Below are 17,026 nucleotides of genomic sequence, written 5' to 3' on the forward strand. Positions count from 1 at the left end.
AGTCAAGCGTCTTGCACAAGCGTCCAAGTAGACGTGAAGGAGCGGTCGAATGAATCGTCGGGCGAAAAGGACGGCGTTGGTCGCACTGAGCGGCCTGGGCGTTCCCGAGTCCCTGCGCTGGCATCAGGGAGCCCTGTGGTTCTCGGATCTCGCGCACGGCAGGGTGCACCGATGGGACGGCGTCGCGGAGCCGGAGACGGTGATCGAGGTCCCCGGCCGGGCCGGCGGGCTCGGCTGGCTTCCCGACGGCCGCCTGCTCGTCGTCTCCATGGACGGTGGCTGCGTGTACCGCCTGGAGGCGGGGGGTGAACTGGTCGTACACGCCGATCTGCGCCACATCGTCGGCGGCCCGGTCAACGACATGCTCGTCGACCCCGAAGGGCGCGCCTACGTCGGCAACTTCGGCTTCGACTACCACGCCCACTCCCGTGAGCACCCGAACTCCATGCTCTACGCGCCGCCCGGCCCTCCGAGAGCCCCGATCGCCTGTCTGGCGCCGGACGGAAGCCTGCTCGGGCTGACGGATCCCCTGCTCTTCCCGAACGGGACCCTGCTCAGCGCCGACGGCGAGAACGTGATCGTGGCCGAGACCCTGGCCATGCGACTCACCGCCTTCTCCAGGAACCCCGATGGCTCCCTGACCCGCCCGGAACCGTGGGCACCCCTGATCTCGCCGCTCCTGTGGCGCCTGGTGAACCACCCGGGGACGGCCGGCCGCATCACCCGCAGGATCTCGGCACTCCTGGACCACCCGGCCGTATCGAAGCGCTCCTCGTCCCCGATCGCACCGGACGGCATCGCGTGGGACGCCGACGGCACGTCCGTCTGGGTCGCGAACGCCCTCCGAGGCGAATGCGTGCGCGTCGCCCGCGGTGGCCGCGTCCTCGACCGCGTCGCCACCAGCCAGAACACCCTGAGCTGCCTGATGGCCGGACGCGACGGACGCACCCTCTTCGCCGCCACCGTCCCTACGGACGATCCCGTCCGTGCCGCCGAACTCAACGGTGGGCGCATCGAGATGGTGCGGCTGTAGGCCCCTGCCTCTGGCCCTGTTCCTGCCCCGGCCCCGGGGTAACAATTCAGGAGAATTCCACTTGAACAATTGACTTGGACAAGTGACCAAGAGAAGCTGAGGCCATGTCCCAACCATCCGAACCATCCGAACCGTCCACAAAGAGCAAGGTCGTTCTCGTGACCGGCGCGGGCAGCGGCATCGGAGCCGCCATCGCGGAACTGGCGATCACGCGGGGCCATCGCGTCCTGCTGACCGACGTGGACGAGGACGCCGTCCTGGCCCGGGCCCACGCCCTGGGCGAGCGAGCCGCCGCACACGCCCTGGACATTCGCAGTCCCACGGACTGGAACAGGGCGTACGACGCGGCTCAGGCCCGATTCGGGAACGTCGACGTGCTGGTCAACAACGCCGGCATCACCCACACCGGACTCGCCCGCGATCTCCGTCCCCAGCAGCACCGCGACATCGTCGAGATCAACCTGCTCGGCACCGTCACCGGGGTCTGCACGGCGCTGGAGCGCATGACCGCACAGGGCCACGGTCACATCATCACCGTATGCAGCATGACGTCGTTCCTGCCGCTGCCCGGATACGCCACCTACGGCGCCACGAAGCACGGCCTTCGGGCCTTCCACCACAGCGTCGCCATCGAGGAACGCGACGGACCGCTGGACTTCACGATCGTCCATCCGCCGTCCACCCGGACCGGCATGCTCGACCAGGAAATGGCCGACCCCTCCGCCGCCATCGCCTTCGCGGAGAAGTCGTACGCCCCGGAGCGGATCGCCAAGGCCGTCGTGGACGCCATGACCGCCAAGCCGGTCGAAGTGGTGTTCCCGCCGCTCGCCGGCCGCTTCCAGCGGATCGTCGGAGTCTTCCCCAGGCTGATGCGCCGCGTCATCCCCATCGTCGAGGCCAAGGGCCGACGGCAGCGGGAGCGGCTGCGCTCCGCTCAGGGGCTCCCGGCATCCGGAAACTGACGAACCTCCAAGAAAGGGTGCGAATGTGAGTACGCACATGGCGTCCCGACCGGACGTGACAAGGCCGGACGCGAAAAGGCCGGACGCGAAAAGGGCCGTATCCGCCGCCGGGCCGAACGAGGCCCGGATGATCCAGCTGAACAGGGCGACCGAGCACCTGGACCCGCCGTTCGCGGTGGTGGACCTAGACGCCTTCGACGCCAACGCGGCGGAACTGGCACACCGGGCGGCGGGCCTGGCGACCATCCGCCAGGCCAGCAAGTCGGTCCGCTGCCGCGAGCTGATCGCGCGTGCCGCCCGGTGTGACGGGTACCGGGGAATCCTCGCCTTCACCCTGCCCGAGGCCCTGTGGCTGGCCGAGGACCACGAGGACGTGGTGATCGGCTATCCGACGACGGACCGCACCGCGCTGAAGCGGCTCGCCTCGGACGAGCGCGCGGCCTCCCGCATCACCCTCATGATCGACTCGGTCAGCCAGTTGGACTTCGTCGACGAGGTGGTGGGCACCTCCCGCCCCGACATCCGCGTCTGCATCGATCTGGACGCCTCGCTGGAACTGGCCGGAGGCCGCATCCACCTGGGCCCGTACCGCTCGCCGGTGCACTCCCCCCGGCAGGCCGCCGCACTCGCCCGCGTCATCCAGGACCGACCCGGATTCCGTCTGGCCGGGCTCATGTCGTACGAAGGCCAGATCGCCGGGCTGGGCGACAACCAGCCGGGCTCGCTGCTCAGGCGGGCCGCGATCCGCGCCATGCAGCGCCTCTCCGCCGCCGAACTGGCCGACCGGCGTGCGGCGGCCATAGCCGCCGTCGAAGCCGTGGCGCCGCTGGAATTCGTCAACGGCGGCGGCACGGGCTCCATCGAGCAGACCTCCGCCGAACACGTCATCACCGAGATCGGTGCCGGATCGGGGCTCTACGGGCCCGGACTCTTCGACTTCTACCGGCGCTTCCGCCCCCGGCCCGCGGCCTTCTTCGTCATGTCCGTCGTACGCCGCCCAAGCCCCAGGATCGCCACCGTGCTCGGCGGCGGCTGGATCGCTTCCGGCGCGACCGGCCCCGACCGCCAGCCCACCCTGGCCTGGCCGCGCGGGCTGCGTACGAACCCACGGGAAGGGGCCGGCGAAGTCCAGACACCCGTCCTGGGCGCTGCCGCCCACGGGATGCGGCTCGGCGACCACGTGTGGTTCCGCCACGCCAAGGCCGGCGAACTGTGCGAACGCGTCAACACACTCCACCTGGTGTCCGGCACGGAGATCGTCGGCGAGGCCGCGACCTACCGGGGCGAGGGACACGCGTTCCTGTGAGCCCGTCCTGAACAGGCCCGTTTCCGTTCCCGGGAGGCCGTATGTCCACCGAGTTCCGTCCTCCGGCCCCGGAGCCGGCGACTGCCGTCGCGACCGATGCCGGTCACGCGCCGACCGAGCCCGTCTCCCGTGCCTGGATCACCTTGTTCGGCCTGGTCTGGTTCGGGTTCTGGATGGCGAGTCTCGTACCCCTTCAACTGCTGCTGCCCCAGCAGCTGGAGATCATCGATCCGGCGTCCAAGGTTCACAGTTTCGCCGTCGTCAACGCCCTCGCCGGACTGGTTTCGCTGCTCGCCCTCCCGGTGTGCGGAGCGCTGTGCGACCGTTCCCGCAGCCGCTTCGGACGCAGAAGGCTCTGGCTCGCGGGCGGCGCGCTGTGGTTCGCGGCGGGGCTGGCGATCACCGGGGAGCAGACGACGGTGACAGGCATGACCCTCGCGTGGTCGGCGAGCATGCTCGGCCTCAGTGCCGCCACGGCCGGGCTGACCGCCATGATCGCCGACCGCGTCCCCGTCGGCCAGCGCGGTCTGGTGTCCAGCGCGATCTACGGCCCCCAGGCCCTCGGCGTGGTGACCGGCATCGCCCTCGTCTCCGTGTTCGCGCTGTCCCCCGCGAGCGGCTACCTCGTCATCGCGGCCCTGCTGATCGTCTGTACCGTGCCGTTCCTCGCACGCTTCCGGGACACCTCGTACGCCGCCGAGCCCGCACTGAGTCTGCGCACACTGCTCACCTCCATGGGCCGCTCGCTCAGGAACCGCGACTTCGCCTGGGCGTTCGGCGGACGGCTCCTGGTCAACCTGGCGAACTCCCTGGGCGTCTGCTACACCCTCTACTTCCTGACCGACGACCTGAAGGTCCCCGATCCGGCCGGCAGCCTTCTCGCCTGTACAGCCCTCTACCTCGTGGCCGGCGTCCTGGCCAGCTCCGTCGCCGGAGTGCTGTCCGATCGCCTCGGCAGACGGCGGATCTTCGTCGCGCTGGCGGCGCTGCTCCAGGCGGCATCGGGTTTCCTCCTGGCGAGCTTTCCCACCCTGGGTGTCACGCTGGTGGCGTCAGCCGTCATGGGTGCCGGCTTCGGTGCGTACATGGCCGTCGACCAGGCGCTGATCACCCAGGTCCTGCCCGATGCCGAGAGCCGGGCGCAGGACCTCGGCATCATGAACATCGCCGCGGTCGTCCCGCCCTCACTGGCCCCTCTGATCGCCAGCTTCATCATCACCTCCGACCGCGGCTATCCGCTGCTGTTCTCCTGCGTGGGCGTGGCCGCGACCGTGGGGGTTCTGCTCGTGTACCGCGTTCGGTCGGTCAGATAGAGCCGCCGAGCAACTCACCCCTCACCCGCCCTCCGCCCCGAGAAGAAAGGAAAGCCGTGGACACGCTCCCCTCCAACGCGCCCCGGCACAGAGCGAATCCGAACCGGAAGCCGATCCCGAAGTCGATCCCGAAGCCGGACACCTGGCGGAACTGGGCCGGGAACGTCACCGCTCGCCCGGCCCGAGTCGTCTCCCCCGCCTCGGTGGAGGAACTGCGCGCCGTCGTCCGCCGGGCGGCCGAGGACGGCCTGCCCGTGAAGGCGGTGGGCAGCGGCCACTCCTTCACCACCGCCGCCGCAACGGACGGCGTACTGATTCGCCCCGACCGACTCAGCGGCATCCGTGCGATCGACCCGAAGGCCGGCACCGTCACCGTCGAGGCGGGTACGCAGCTCAAAACGATGAACATGGCCCTGGCCGGGCAGGGCCTGTCGCTCACGAACATGGGCGACATCATGGAGCAGACCGCGGCCGGCGCCACCAGCACTGGCACCCACGGCACAGGGCGCGCATCGGGTGCGATCGCGGCACAGATCCGTGGCATGGAGCTGGTGACGGCGGACGGTTCGCTGCTGAGGTGCTCCACGACGCAGAACCCGGAGGTGTTCGCCGCGGCGCGCGTCGGACTCGGCGCTCTGGGCGTCGTCAGCGCCCTCACCTTCGCCGTCGAGCCCCTCTTTCTCCTCGCCTCCCATGAGGAACCGATGACGTTCGACACCGTCACCGCGGCCTTCGACGAACTCCACGCGCACAACGACCACTTCGAGTTCTACTGGTTCCCGCACACCGACAACTGCAACACCCTGCGCAACAACCGGACCATCGGCCCCCACGCCCCGCTGGGCCGGCTCAAGGCATGGTTCGACGACGAGTTCCTCGCCAACAACGTGTTCCAGGCACTCAATTCCGTAGGCCGAACCATCCCCGCCACCGTCCCGGCGATCGCGCGGATCACAAGCCGGGGCCTCTCGGCCAGGAGCTACACGGACATCCCGTACAAGGTCTTCACCAGCCCGCGCCGCGTCCGGATGATCGAGATGGAGTACGCCATTCCGCGCTGGGCCGTCCTCGACGTCCTCCGCGAACTCAAGGCCATGATCGAGCGCTCCGGTCTGCGCATCAGCTTCCCGGTCGAGGTCCGCACCACGCCCGCCGACGACATCACCCTCTCCACGGCATCCGCACGCGACAGCGCCTACATCGCCGTCCACGTCTACCGGGGCATGCCGTACCGCCGGTACTTCGCGGAGGCGGAGCGCATCTTCGTCGCGCACGAGGGTCGCCCGCACTGGGGCAAGCTCCACACCCGGGACGCCGCCTACTTCGCGGACGCCTACCCCCGCTTCCACGAGTTCACGGCACTTCGCGATCGGCTCGACCCCGACCGACGCTTCACCAACGCCTATCTCCGCAGGGTGCTGGGAGACTGACCCACCCGGCGCCTGCGCGGCTCAACTGCTGGGCGGACAGGGCGTACCCGGCTCCGACAAGCCCGTCCGGGTACCGTTGCCCTCAACCGCCGCCACATCCCGCACACCGCACTGGTTCACCGAACCCACGGCCCGGGCCGTCACCCCGCCCGAGGAGCGAGAAGGCCACCACGCCCGCCGGCTGTGGGCCGAGCAACAGGTCGCGGTCCGGTGCGCCGACCGCAAGACCCTGCTGCATCCACAGGTCGACCGCCAGCTGATGGAATGCGAAACCCTGGTCACGACCGGCCAACGCGCAGTGGCTCGGTAGCTCAAGGAGGCGGGGCGCTCGGGACACCACGGAGCATAGCTGGCCGGCTGCTGGGGTTCGCCAGCTTCAACGCGGGCCTGGGCGTGGCCTGGTGGAGGCCTACGCGTGCGGAGCGGCAGTTCGTGCGGGACTCACGGGAGTCGTCGGTCGTGGACCCGATCCAGGCGGGGCGGTGGCTCGGCGGGTTCCCGCCCTTCGATCATGTCTGCGAGAGTGTAGGAGGCAGGACTGACACAGGAAGACGGAACCAAGGGGACGCGGCAGGCCATCAGGTGCGGATCAGTTCCAGCGCCTGCTTCAGGTTCCACTCGGCGATGCCCGCCATGAACTCCCGGTCGGGGAAGTTCCCGTCGAGCAACCGCAGCGGTCCCGCCGTCAGCGACAGACGCTGCGCCAGCATGTAGAGCGCGAGCCGGTCCTCGTCCAGTCCGTCCACTTCCAGCGGCCGGTAGGCGTCGTGCAGGCGGATCCGTAGAAAGACGTGCTCCCATTCGATGTCGAAGTACATCAAGCCCTCGATGTCGATCGCCACGGGGTTCCCGACCGCGTCCACCAGCACGTGGTCGGGCCCCAGTTCGCCGTGCACGGCCGCGTACTCCGTGCGCGGCCGCACCTCCGCCGCCAGATCCCGCAGCCGTTCCTCCAGCCGGTCACGTGCTCCCGCGATCCGTGGATCACGGGACGCCGCCTCTGCCAGGTCCCGCAGCGCGCGGTCCAGCACGACCGACTCGCACGACGTCCCGAGCGACGTGCCTCCGCCGTCGACCACGGCCACCTTGCCGTACGTTGGTGCCCGGTGTTGCCGCATCGCCTCAAGGGACTCCCCGAGCCGGGCCATGACCGGGGCGGCCGCGCCCGGGTCGCGCGCGAGCAGGTCCTCCAAGCTCTCGCCCGGGATGTCCTCGACGATCGCGAGGTCGGCCGGGCAGTGGGCGCCGTCGCGGTCGACGAGACGGATCGCGGGAACGCGAACACCGAGCGAGTCGAGCCGTGTGTGCGCGGCCTCGAACAGGTCGAGCCCGAGGCCGGGAGCGAACGGGTCGGTGAGGTCGTCGTCGCCCTCGACCGTCGGCCAGTAGTTCTCGGCGTCGTCCCACAGGTAGGCGATCGCGGTCGTCGCGTCGTCCATCACCAGGCGGTACACGCCCTTCTTGCTACCACCCGCGATCCGCTCAGCGGCCTCCAGCCGCCGCCCACCGCCCAGCGCGGCCCGCGCCGCACCGGCCAACCGCGCACGCGTCTCTGCCCTGGGTGCCACGCCCGAACCACCTCTCCCTCACGACAACCCACGCACCGTACGGGACCATCTGCCGAGGGGCGATTGGTTTGTTCCGCTCCTCAAGAGACGCGTCGGCCCCCGGAACACGTGTTCCGGGGGCCGACGATGTCCGACCGCTGGGTCAGGCAGGGGTGATGTTCTCCGCCTGCGGGCCCTTCTGGCCCTGCGTGACGTCGAAGGTGACGACCTGGCCTTCCTGGAGCTCACGGAAGCCGGTGGAGTTGATGTTGGAGTAGTGCGCGAAGACGTCCGGTCCCCCGCCGTCCTGAGCAATGAAGCCGAAGCCCTTTTCGGCGTTGAACCACTTGACGGTTCCCTTGGCCATGCTGATGCCTTCCAGTCAATATCGGACCCGCACCGCGCGGCCCCGGAGGTGATCGCCCTGGTCCGGCACTGCACAGCAAAACGCCCGCGCCGGAGCGCGGGCAGGTACTGCGAACCACGACATCTGAGAGTGACGCTACACGGCAAAACCGGCTCCCACCAGAGAACAACGGCCATGATCCGAACCGCGTCGCGCGTACTGGCCGTCAGCGGTCCGCGCGAGCAGCGTCGGTACTCGTCTTCCCGGCGCTTCCTGGCGCGCGGGACCATGCCGGTCGTCGTCGGAGGCGCAGATCACTCGCCCAGGCGTGACATTCCGCAGGCGTGGCAGCACCGCCCAACCGGAGGGGCGGGGCCGGGCGCGGCCGGGTCGCTCAGAGCCGGCCGTGCTCCCGAAGGATGTGCAGGGCGCCGAGGGTGACGATGCCGCGCCACTCGGTGCTCTGTGCCGGCATCCAGTGGAGGAAGTGGAAGTCCCAGCCGCCGTCGTCCAGTTGCTCGCTCGCCAGCCGCTCGAGGTCGGCATCGAGCTGGGCGGGTGTGAAGAGTGCCCGGCTCGGGGTTTCCGGCCGTGGTGAGAGTTCGAGCGGCTTGATGTGTTCGCCCTCGATGCCGCCCGGGACCGGGACGGTGCCGTCGGGGCCGATCGTCGGCCGTAGCCGGTCGATCGCGGCGGCGGCGCGGTCCGGGTCGGGCACCGCGTCGAGGAACTGCAGGGCGAACACCACGGTGTAGCCGCCGGCCTCCTTCTGCGATTCGAGCTCCCGCCAGCTCCAGGCCGTCGCGGCGTCGAGCCACGGGTGCTCGACTCCCAACTGGTGCAGTCGTCCGGCGATGGCGAAGGTCAGGAAACTGGACTCGTCGTTCGGCTCCATCCAGGGGGTACGTGGGTGGCCGAGCGCCGAGGGCAGTACTTGTGCGACACCGCCGTCGGGTCGGGCGACCGAGGCGACCCAGTCGGCGGTCGCAGTGACCATCGGGTCGTTCGTGGCGCCGATCTCCGCCAGTACCCCGAGTGCGGTGAGGGCCGCGGAGGGCTGGCTGCCCGGACAGCGCACATCGGGTTCGAGCGCGTGGCCGAAGCCGCCGTCGGGATTCCGGTAGGGCCGCAGCGCGTCGAGCACCGGCTCGACCGGCGCGTCGTCGAGAAACACCTCCAGCTGGCGCCGCTCGAGCACGCGGGCCGTGCCTTCCATGAACTGTCGCGCCGAGTCGATACGGGACTGGCTGCTTTTCTCGGTGGTCGTTCGAGTAGTCATGCCGTCGACGCTAGGCGGCGGTCAGCCGGACGTCTTCCAGGAATCGGACAGGCGTGACTCCCGTCAGCCGGTGGACCTCGTCCGTCATGTGGGCCTGGCTGGCATAGCCGGCCGCAAGCGCCTGATCAGCCAGTGACATGGTGGGGGTCTCGTCGGCCCCGATGAGCCGGCGGAGCCGGGCGACGCGGGCGAGCGTCTTCGGGGCGTACCCGACCGCGGCGGTCACCCGCCGGTGGAGCTGTCTCTCGCCGACTCCGAGTTCGGCGGCGAGGTCGGCCACCCGGATCTCGCGATCCGCCAGGCGGCGGGCCGCCGCGGTGGCGAGCGTGTCAGGTGTGGCCCGGCGGTGGAGTACGGCTCCAGCAAGCAGGCGGAGGCTTTCGGCCGTGTCACCGACGGTGGCCACCTGCTCGCTCAGAGCCCCGGCCTCCGGCCACACCTCGGTGAGAGGCACCTGAAGGTCGCGGACGGCGGAGGCCGGCAGCCCCAGCACGTTGCCGGCGGCGCCCTGCCGCAGGCGTACGCCGCAGGTCGGCGCGCCGGTCGGCTTCCACAGCACCGGGCCGGTGTCGGGGCCTACGACGAGCGGCGGGCCTTCCCCCAGCCAGACCAGGTCGACGCAGCCGTCCGGGACCACCCGCTCCGTCCCGTCCACGAGGGTGTCGTTGCGCCACAAGCAAGCGACCACGGGCAACAGCCCGGTCGGCGCACGGAACTCTCGGTAGTTCACGCCATCCACGATAGAACTCCGACCGGCTTCGGCCCACCGTCAGCCGGACCGCGGCCCGCATGCGGCGCGACGGCCTGCTGCACATCGCCGGCGACCGGCATCTGGAGCGAGTGGGAGCAGGTGCACGCCGAGGCCTGCCACTGGGAGCACGTGATGAGCGAGGCCGTCGAGCTGCGCGCCCTGGAGTCGCTCCGGAACCTGACCAAGTCGCCCTACGGCAATCCGATCCCGGGCCTGGTGGAACTCGGCGTGAAGAGCACGGTGTCTCCGTTCCTCGACGATCCCATCGTCAGCCTCAGCGACCTGGACCCCCGGTCCGAACGGCGCGAACGGCGCGAACGCGGTCGTACGGCGCATCGGGGAGCTGATCCAGACCGATCCCGGCTGATGCGCACCCGGCGGCAGGCCGGGGTGCGGCCCCGGCCTGCCGCCGGTCGTGAGCGTGACGTCATCGCCCGGCGGCGTGCTGGTCGGCAGCGGCGGGGAGGCCGCCGAACTCCCCACGCAGACCGCCGCGCACGTCTTCGTGGTCGAGCGCTGAGCCCTGCCGGGCGCCGACCCGTCGCCATGGACCCGTACACGCACCCGGATGGCCCCCGACCTGGAACCCCGGTCGCGATCGAGGGCCGCCCTCGCCCTCACGGCGCGCAGGCCTCGGCGATCGACAGGCTGTTCTCGTAGAGGTGGTGCCGGGTGATCCGGCCGTCCTCGACGGTGAGGCGCAGTGCGAACGGGCCCTCGAAGGACTTTCCCGTCGCGCGTACGGTCCCCGACAGATGGCCCATCAGGACGGCGTCGGTGCCGTCGACGAGGAAGGTGTCGACGGAGGCCCGCGCGTCCTCGGGCACGGTGTACTCCATCAACTCCGAGAACTGGGCGGCACATTCGGCGGCGGTGGATCGCGGACGGATCCACGGGACGGCGGGGTTCGCCGCGAGCATCCAGTCGACCTCGGCGGCGAAGAGCGCGACGAGCCGCCCGGTGTCCCCGGCCACCCGAGCCGCGATGAACTCCTGCACGACGGCCCGAGTGGCCTCGGCCACGGCACTCGCGGTGTCGGCCGAACTCGCGATCGTTGCTGACCTCGCCTTGGTCACGGGGGACTTGACGACCATGACACTCTCCTCGCTGCTACGGCTGAATCCCGGCGGGAGTTCCCGTCGATGTGCTCGATCCTGCTCGAGTGACGGGCGAACGGTCGATTACCCCGGGAGTAATGGCTCCGGCCTCAACTTTGAACACCGAGATGACAAAGTATGGACATGTCAAGTGAAAGTCCCTTAGGTTGGCGGCGCAACGCAGCCCGTCACTGAAGACCGGAACGAAATCCGGCACGGTCCGGTCCCGCCTTATGGAGGACCGTTGTCCCACCATCCGTTCCTGCGTGCCCGAAGACTTCTCACCGCCCTACTGACCGGAGCCGTCCTCGCCGGGGGCCTGTTGGCCGCCCCGGCGTCCTCAGCCGCTCCGCCGGACATCCCGCCACAGGAGCCCGGGGTCACGCTGCGCGTGTTCGACGTGCAGACACCGCTGAGCAAGCTGTGCACCCTCAAGCCCGGACAGACCCCCAACCACGACTCGTTGAAGGCCACGGTGGACTGGTCCACGGCCGACGACTTCGGTGGCTTCTCCGACCGCTTCGTCACAGAGGTGACCGGCAACCTGGTCGTGCCGCGCGACGGCACCTACGGGTTCCGTCTCACCAGCGACGACGGCTCCCGGCTGACCATCGACGACACCACGGTGGTCGACCACGACGGACTCCACGGCGCTGAGCCGAAGGACGGCGCGGTCACGCTCACCGCGGGGTCGCATCCCCTGCGCATCGATCACTTCGAGCGCGACGGCGGGCAGCGGCTCCAGCTGGCCTGGAAGCCGCCGGGTGAGAGCGACTTCACCGTCGTGCCCCGCGAAGCCCTGAGTACGGATGCCGACGTCGTCCGAGTGACGGCACCCGGACGCAAGGAGTGCGAGGCGAGCGGCGACTCCCCCGGCGACGGCCTCCCGCTCACCTCCGTACGGCCGGACCTGACGCTCACCGATCTGCGCCCCGACGGTTTCGAACCGCAGGTCACCGGTATGGACTGGCTGCCCGACGGACGGTTGGCGATCAGTACCTGGGGCGGCTCCGACAACGTTGCCGGAGAGGTCTATCTGCTGGACAACGTCACCGGTCCGACCAGCCAGGACAAGGTCACCTTCAAGAAGGTGGCAAGTGGGCTGCGCGAGCCCATGGGCATCAAGTACGTCGACGGTTCGCTGTATGTCTCGCAGAAGCACGAGCTGACCCGGCTCGTCGACCGGGACCGCGATGACGTGGCCGACGAGTACCGCACCGTCGCGACCTGGCCGTACGGCGGGAACTTCCACGAGTTCGCCTTCGGGCTGCTCTACCGCGACGGCTACTTCTACGTGAACCTCTCCGTCTCCATCAACCTCGGCGGGGCGACCACGGTTCCGCAGCCGGCGCCGGGCCGCGGAACGACGTACAAGGTCAGCAAGAAGACCGGAAAGATCAGCCCGGTCGCAGGCGGGCTCCGTACCCCGAACGGGATCGGCTGGGGCCCGGACGGTGAGCTCTTCGCCACGGACAACCAAGGCGGTTGGCTTCCTTCGTCGAAGCTCGTCCACGTCAAGCAGGACCGCTTCTTCAACCACTACACCGAGCCGTCCGGTCCCTTCGACGCGGCCACACCGACCAGTCCGGTGCTGTGGCTGCCCCAGAACGAGATCGCCAACTCGCCTTCCACGCCTCTGTACTTGAAGAAGGGCAGGTTCGCGGGTCAGATGCTGATCGGCGACGTGACCTACGGCGGCCTGCAGCGCGCGTACCTGGAGAAGGTGAAGGGCCAGTATCAGGGCGCCGTCTTCCGCTACACGCAGGGTCTTGAGGCCGGAGTCAACCGCCTCACCCTCGGTCCCGACGGCTCGATCTACGCCGGCGGCCTGGGCGCCGAGGGCAACTGGGGCCAGGAGGGCAAGCTCAAGTTCGGCCTGCAGAAGCTGACGCCCAACGGCGGGAACACCTTCGACATCCAGACGATGCGTGCCGTGCCGGGCGGCTTCGACCTGACGTACACCCAGCCGGTGTCCGCGACGACGGCCGAGGAGCTGGCCAAGCGCTACCGGGCCGAGCAGTGGCGTTACACGCCGACCACCGACTACGGCGGTCCGAAGATCGCCGAGGAGGCCCTGCCCGTACGCTCGGCCGAGCTGTCGAAGGACGGGCGTACCGTGCGGCTTCGGCTGGACGGGCTGAAGTCGGGCCGGGTCGTCCACCTTCGCTCCCCGCGGCCCTTCACCTCTGCGTCCGGTGAGGCGCTGTGGAGCACCGAGGCCTGGTACACACTCAACGCCATGCCCGGCAAGCAGCCGCCACCCGCCACCCAGTACGAGGCCGAGGAAGCGCGTCTGACGGGCTCAGCGGGCGTCAACACCGATCATGTCGGCCATTCCGGCAGCGGCTTCGTCGACCGGTACTCCACGGAGGGCAAGGTTGCCACCACCTTCGACGTGACAGTCCCCAAGGCGGGCACGTACGACGTCAACCTGCGCTATTCCAACGGCCCGAATCCGTTCCAGGGCACCAAGTCGCTCTCCCTGTACGCCAACGGGAAGAAGCTGCGGCAAGTGAGGCTGGCCTCCACGGGTGACTGGGATTCATGGTCCACGCAGACCGAACCGGTAGTGCTGCGCGCCGGAAGGAACACCCTCTCCTACAGCTACGACGCCGGCGACACCGGTCACGTCAACCTCGATCTGATCACTGTTCGCCCACACGGCGCGCCGGTCACGCTCTTCGACGGGAGCGCCGCCTCGCAGTCCGAGTGGCAGCACACTGACGGGCGACGGCTCAAGTGGCCGCTCACCGACGAGGAGTCGATGGAGGTGTGCTGCGGTGACATCCGGACCCTGGACGCGTACCAGGACTTCAAGTTGCATGTCGAGTTCCGCGTTCCGCTGCTGCCTCCCGATGTCACGGGACAGGACCGTGGGAACAGCGGAATCTTCATCCAGGACCGCTACGAACTCCAGATCCTCGACTCCTACGGTGACACCTCCCTGGACACCAACGAAGCCGGAGCCATCTATCTGAAGAAGGCGCCCGACGTGAACGCGGCCAAGGCGCCCGAGACCTGGCAGACGTACGACATCGTCTTCCGCGCCGCCCGCTACGACGACAGCGGCCGCAAGACCGCCGACGCGCGGGTGACCGTGGTGTGGAACGGCGAGAAGGTGCACGACGACATCGCCCTCGACAGCCCCACTGCCTCGGGCAGACCCGAGACGCCGGCAGCGGGCGCGATCCGTCTGCAGGACCACGGGAACAAGGTCCGGTTCCGCGACATCACACTGGAGCCGCTGACCTGACCCGACCTGATCCGAAGCCGGGCCCGGTTCCTGACCCGGGCCCGGCTTCCATGTCGCCTCGTGCGGAGGGGGTCCGAGTCAGTCAGCTCGTCTGCCTGTCCGCACGTACGACAGGCAGCGTCACTCCGAAGACCGTGCCGGCCCCCGGAGTGCTGTGGACCGTGACCGTCCCGTCGTGGGCGTGGGTGAGCTGGCGGACGATGGCCAGGCCGAGCCCGCTGCCGCCGGTGGAGCGGTTGCGGGACTTCTCCGCCCGCCAGAAACGGTCGAAGACATACGGCAGTTCCTCCGGCTCGATGCCATGGCCGGTGTCCCTGACCTCGATGCTCACCTCTGACTCCGCGCCGACCGCGCGCAGTTCGACACTGCCCCGTGCCGCCGTGTGGCGTACCGCGTTCGACACCAGGTTGCCGATCACCTGACGGATGCGTACCGGGTCGGCGTACAGCTTCGGATCGTCTTCCGTGCGGACAGTGAGGGTGACTCCGGCCGAGTCCGCCGCGGCACGGTGTGCTGTCGCGACCTGGTGGAGGAGGTCACGTACGAAGACGTCCTCGCGGTGCAGCCCCAGCACACCCGCGTCGGCTGCGGCGAGGTCCTGCAAGTCGTCGATGAGGTGCTGCAGTTGCAGCGCCTCCTCCAGGAGCGAGGTGGTGAACCGGTCGTCGGGCTCGGCGACTCCGTCCTCCGCGGCCTCCAGCCAGACCCGGATGTTGTTGAGCGGGCTGCGAAGCTCGTGGGCGATGTCGCTGACCATCGCCTTGCGCTGTTCCTCGGCGTGCTCGCGCCGCGCGGAGAGGTCGTTGAAGGCCGAGGCGAGCCGGCCGATCTCCTCGTTGGTGGTGACGGGTACGCGGGCGTGCCGGTCCCCCGGACCACGGGCCGCGGCGGTCAGCGCACGCAGCGGCCGGACCAGCCGAAGGCCGACCAGCACGGTCATACACACGGTCAGGACGAGGACGAGACCGGTCACCCCGGCGATCCGCGTGGTGTTGGCCGGTGAGAGGTCGAGTCCCACGGACGCCACGGTGGACGCCTGGGCGTCACCGATGAACAGGAGGGCGGGCGGCGCCACGTACGGGGCGAGCTGCTCGCGCCGGGCGGTGTCCACACAGTCCTGCGCCGTGGGGGTGGTGGCGATGAAGTCGAGGCCGACGCCGACGGGCGGCTCGTGCCGGTCACGCAGGCACTTCGACACAAGGGCGTTGAGGCGGCCGAGAGCCTTCCGCTCCGTCTCCGTCGGGGTGTCCAGCTTGACCGTCGGACAGAGGACGACGATCTTGTATCCGACGGCGTCGTCGTTGCCGATCCGGAACACCGGGCGACCGCTTGGCTGGTAGGTGCGCTTCGCGGGTGCTCCGTACCGGTTCAGACAGGCCTGGAGCCGGTCGGCGGCGCTGCGCAGTTCCGCGCGGCCGTCGGCGGTGAGCCGGTAGGGGCCGATGACACGCGGGTCGATGTGATCGGTGTCCGTGCTCCCGGCCGGTGCGACGCGCAACGGGTCGACGACCGCGGACACCCGGTCGGGCAGCGGCGCCTTCGGATCGGAGTCGGCGATCGTCCGGCGGTCGCGGGTCGTCAGCGCGATCCGCCGCCCGGTGCGCGACGCCAACTCCCCCACCAGGCTTTCCACTTGGGACCAGGTCCGATGGGTTGCCGCGCGGCCCACCAGAGCGTCGTAGACCTGGGTGTCGTCGGCCAGGATGCGGCCCTGCTCCTGGCGGATCGCACCGGTGGTGGTGCGTACGGTGAGCCACGCGGTGGCCGCGATCGCGCAGACGGCGATCAGGACGGACGTGGCGAGCAGACGTACCAGGAGACTGCGGTGCGGCGGAACCCGCTCGGCGTCGGCCCGCCTAGAGCGCGGCACGGCCGTCGCTGAGATGGGTGCCGTCGGTGAACTCGGTGTCGTTGGTGAACTCAGTGGAATCGGTCGCCTCAGCGCTGTGAGTCGGCTCGGCGCCACCGGTTGCCTCGGCATCACCGGTTGCCTCGGCATCACCGGTCGGCTTTCTGCCGTCGGTGAGCTTGTATCCGACGCCGTACACGGTCAGCAGGCGGACGGGTGCGCGCGGATCCGACTCGATCTTCCTGCGCAGGTTCATCACATGGACGTCCACGGTCCGTTCCGTGATGTAGCGGTCGAACCCCCGGGTCCTGGCAAGGAGTTGACGGCGGCTGAACACCCGCTCCGGGTGGGCGGCCAGTGCCTGGAGGATCACGAACTCGCCCGGTGTGCACTCCACTTCACGGCCGTCGGCCTCGACCACATGGCGTACGGGGTCGACGGCCAGGCCACCGACCCGCAGAACGGACTCCTCCTCGGCGGCGGAGCCGGACCGGTGGGTGCGTCTGAGGAGTGCACGTATCCGGGCCATCAGTTCGCGCGGGCTGTACGGCTTGGTCATGTAGTCGTCGGCGCCGTGGTCGAGCCCGCGCAGCAGATCCTCCTCCATGGAGCGTGCCGTGAGCATCAGTACCGCCACGTCCTCGGCCTCGCATCGGACCGTACGGCACACGTCCAGGCCGTCCACGAGGGGCATCATCACATCGAGGATCAGCACATCAGGTCGGTTGCGGCGGATCTCCTCGATCGCGGCATGCCCATCATGGACGACGACCACCGAATGGCCCTCCCGCCGCAGATAACGCCGCACGACCTCAGCGTGCTTCGGATCGTCTTCCGCGACCAGAACATGTGCGCACATG

General features: G+C 69.5%; 12 protein-coding genes and 3 pseudogenes. 8 read left to right on the forward strand and 7 right to left on the reverse strand.

Annotation, left to right across the window (positions count from 1 at the left end):
- The first annotated feature begins 49 nt into the window (after positions 1-49).
- The 6 genes and pseudogenes from ACIBEI_RS06875 to ACIBEI_RS06900 form a co-directional block, all read left to right on the forward strand.
- On the forward strand, positions 50-1,033 hold the full coding sequence (locus ACIBEI_RS06875) for an SMP-30/gluconolactonase/LRE family protein (RefSeq protein WP_398885817.1): 984 nt from the start codon (positions 50-52) through the stop codon (positions 1,031-1,033).
- A gap of 104 nt (positions 1,034-1,137) precedes the next feature.
- Complete coding sequence (locus ACIBEI_RS06880) at positions 1,138-1,995, forward strand: SDR family NAD(P)-dependent oxidoreductase (RefSeq protein ID WP_398885819.1); 858 nt, start codon at positions 1,138-1,140, stop codon at positions 1,993-1,995.
- A gap of 127 nt (positions 1,996-2,122) precedes the next feature.
- A complete protein-coding gene (locus ACIBEI_RS06885; RefSeq protein WP_398885821.1) occupies positions 2,123-3,301 on the forward strand; it encodes an amino acid deaminase/aldolase in 1,179 nt (392 codons plus the stop codon).
- A 41-nt stretch (positions 3,302-3,342) separates the two neighbouring features.
- The gene (locus tag ACIBEI_RS06890; protein ID WP_398885823.1) at positions 3,343-4,614 is read left to right on the forward strand and encodes an MFS transporter; all 1,272 of its coding nucleotides are present in this window, start codon (positions 3,343-3,345) and stop codon (positions 4,612-4,614) included.
- A 113-nt stretch (positions 4,615-4,727) separates the two neighbouring features.
- Complete coding sequence (locus ACIBEI_RS06895; protein ID WP_398886325.1) at positions 4,728-6,044, forward strand: D-arabinono-1,4-lactone oxidase; 1,317 nt, start codon at positions 4,728-4,730, stop codon at positions 6,042-6,044.
- A gap of 112 nt (positions 6,045-6,156) precedes the next feature.
- Positions 6,157-6,336: pseudogene (locus ACIBEI_RS06900) on the forward strand (transcriptional regulator); the annotation flags it as partial.
- Between the two features lie 286 nt (positions 6,337-6,622).
- Here ACIBEI_RS06900 and ACIBEI_RS06905 read toward each other — a convergent pair.
- The 4 genes from ACIBEI_RS06905 to ACIBEI_RS06920 form a co-directional block, all read right to left on the reverse strand.
- Positions 6,623-7,612: a phosphotransferase family protein gene (locus tag ACIBEI_RS06905; protein WP_398885825.1), complete on the reverse strand. Its 990-nt coding sequence runs from the start codon at positions 7,610-7,612 to the stop codon at positions 6,623-6,625.
- Positions 7,613-7,754: 142 nt separating this feature from the next.
- On the reverse strand, positions 7,755-7,958 hold the full coding sequence (locus tag ACIBEI_RS06910) for a cold-shock protein (RefSeq protein ID WP_055617413.1): 204 nt from the start codon (positions 7,956-7,958) through the stop codon (positions 7,755-7,757).
- A gap of 373 nt (positions 7,959-8,331) precedes the next feature.
- Positions 8,332-9,216, reverse strand: a complete 885-nt coding sequence (locus ACIBEI_RS06915; protein WP_398885827.1) for a hypothetical protein — start codon at positions 9,214-9,216, stop codon at positions 8,332-8,334.
- Positions 9,217-9,226: 10 nt separating this feature from the next.
- A complete protein-coding gene (locus tag ACIBEI_RS06920; RefSeq protein WP_398885829.1) occupies positions 9,227-9,946 on the reverse strand; it encodes a helix-turn-helix domain-containing protein in 720 nt (239 codons plus the stop codon).
- A gap of 20 nt (positions 9,947-9,966) precedes the next feature.
- Here ACIBEI_RS06920 and ACIBEI_RS06925 point away from each other — a divergent pair.
- A pseudogene (locus ACIBEI_RS06925) lies at positions 9,967-10,487 on the forward strand (metal-dependent transcriptional regulator); the annotation flags it as partial.
- Between the two features lie 97 nt (positions 10,488-10,584).
- Here ACIBEI_RS06925 and ACIBEI_RS06930 read toward each other — a convergent pair.
- On the reverse strand, positions 10,585-11,061 hold the full coding sequence (locus tag ACIBEI_RS06930; RefSeq protein WP_398885831.1) for a nuclear transport factor 2 family protein: 477 nt from the start codon (positions 11,059-11,061) through the stop codon (positions 10,585-10,587).
- A 247-nt stretch (positions 11,062-11,308) separates the two neighbouring features.
- On the opposite strand from ACIBEI_RS06930, the gene ACIBEI_RS06935 reads away from it, so the two are divergent.
- Complete coding sequence (locus tag ACIBEI_RS06935) at positions 11,309-14,317, forward strand: family 16 glycoside hydrolase (RefSeq protein ID WP_398885833.1); 3,009 nt, start codon at positions 11,309-11,311, stop codon at positions 14,315-14,317.
- Between the two features lie 82 nt (positions 14,318-14,399).
- Here the strand turns inward: ACIBEI_RS06935 and ACIBEI_RS06940 are convergent, their stop codons facing one another.
- Together ACIBEI_RS06940 and ACIBEI_RS06945 are read right to left on the reverse strand one after the other, a co-directional pair.
- Complete coding sequence (locus ACIBEI_RS06940; RefSeq protein ID WP_398885835.1) at positions 14,400-16,187, reverse strand: sensor histidine kinase; 1,788 nt, start codon at positions 16,185-16,187, stop codon at positions 14,400-14,402.
- Between the two features lie 139 nt (positions 16,188-16,326).
- A pseudogene (locus ACIBEI_RS06945) lies at positions 16,327-17,025 on the reverse strand (response regulator transcription factor); the annotation flags it as partial.
- Between the last annotated feature and the right edge of the window lies 1 nt (position 17,026).

The sequence above is a fragment of the Streptomyces sp. NPDC050988 genome, from assembly GCF_044456225.1.
In the GTDB taxonomy this organism is placed as follows: Bacteria; Actinomycetota; Actinomycetes; order Streptomycetales; family Streptomycetaceae; genus Streptomyces.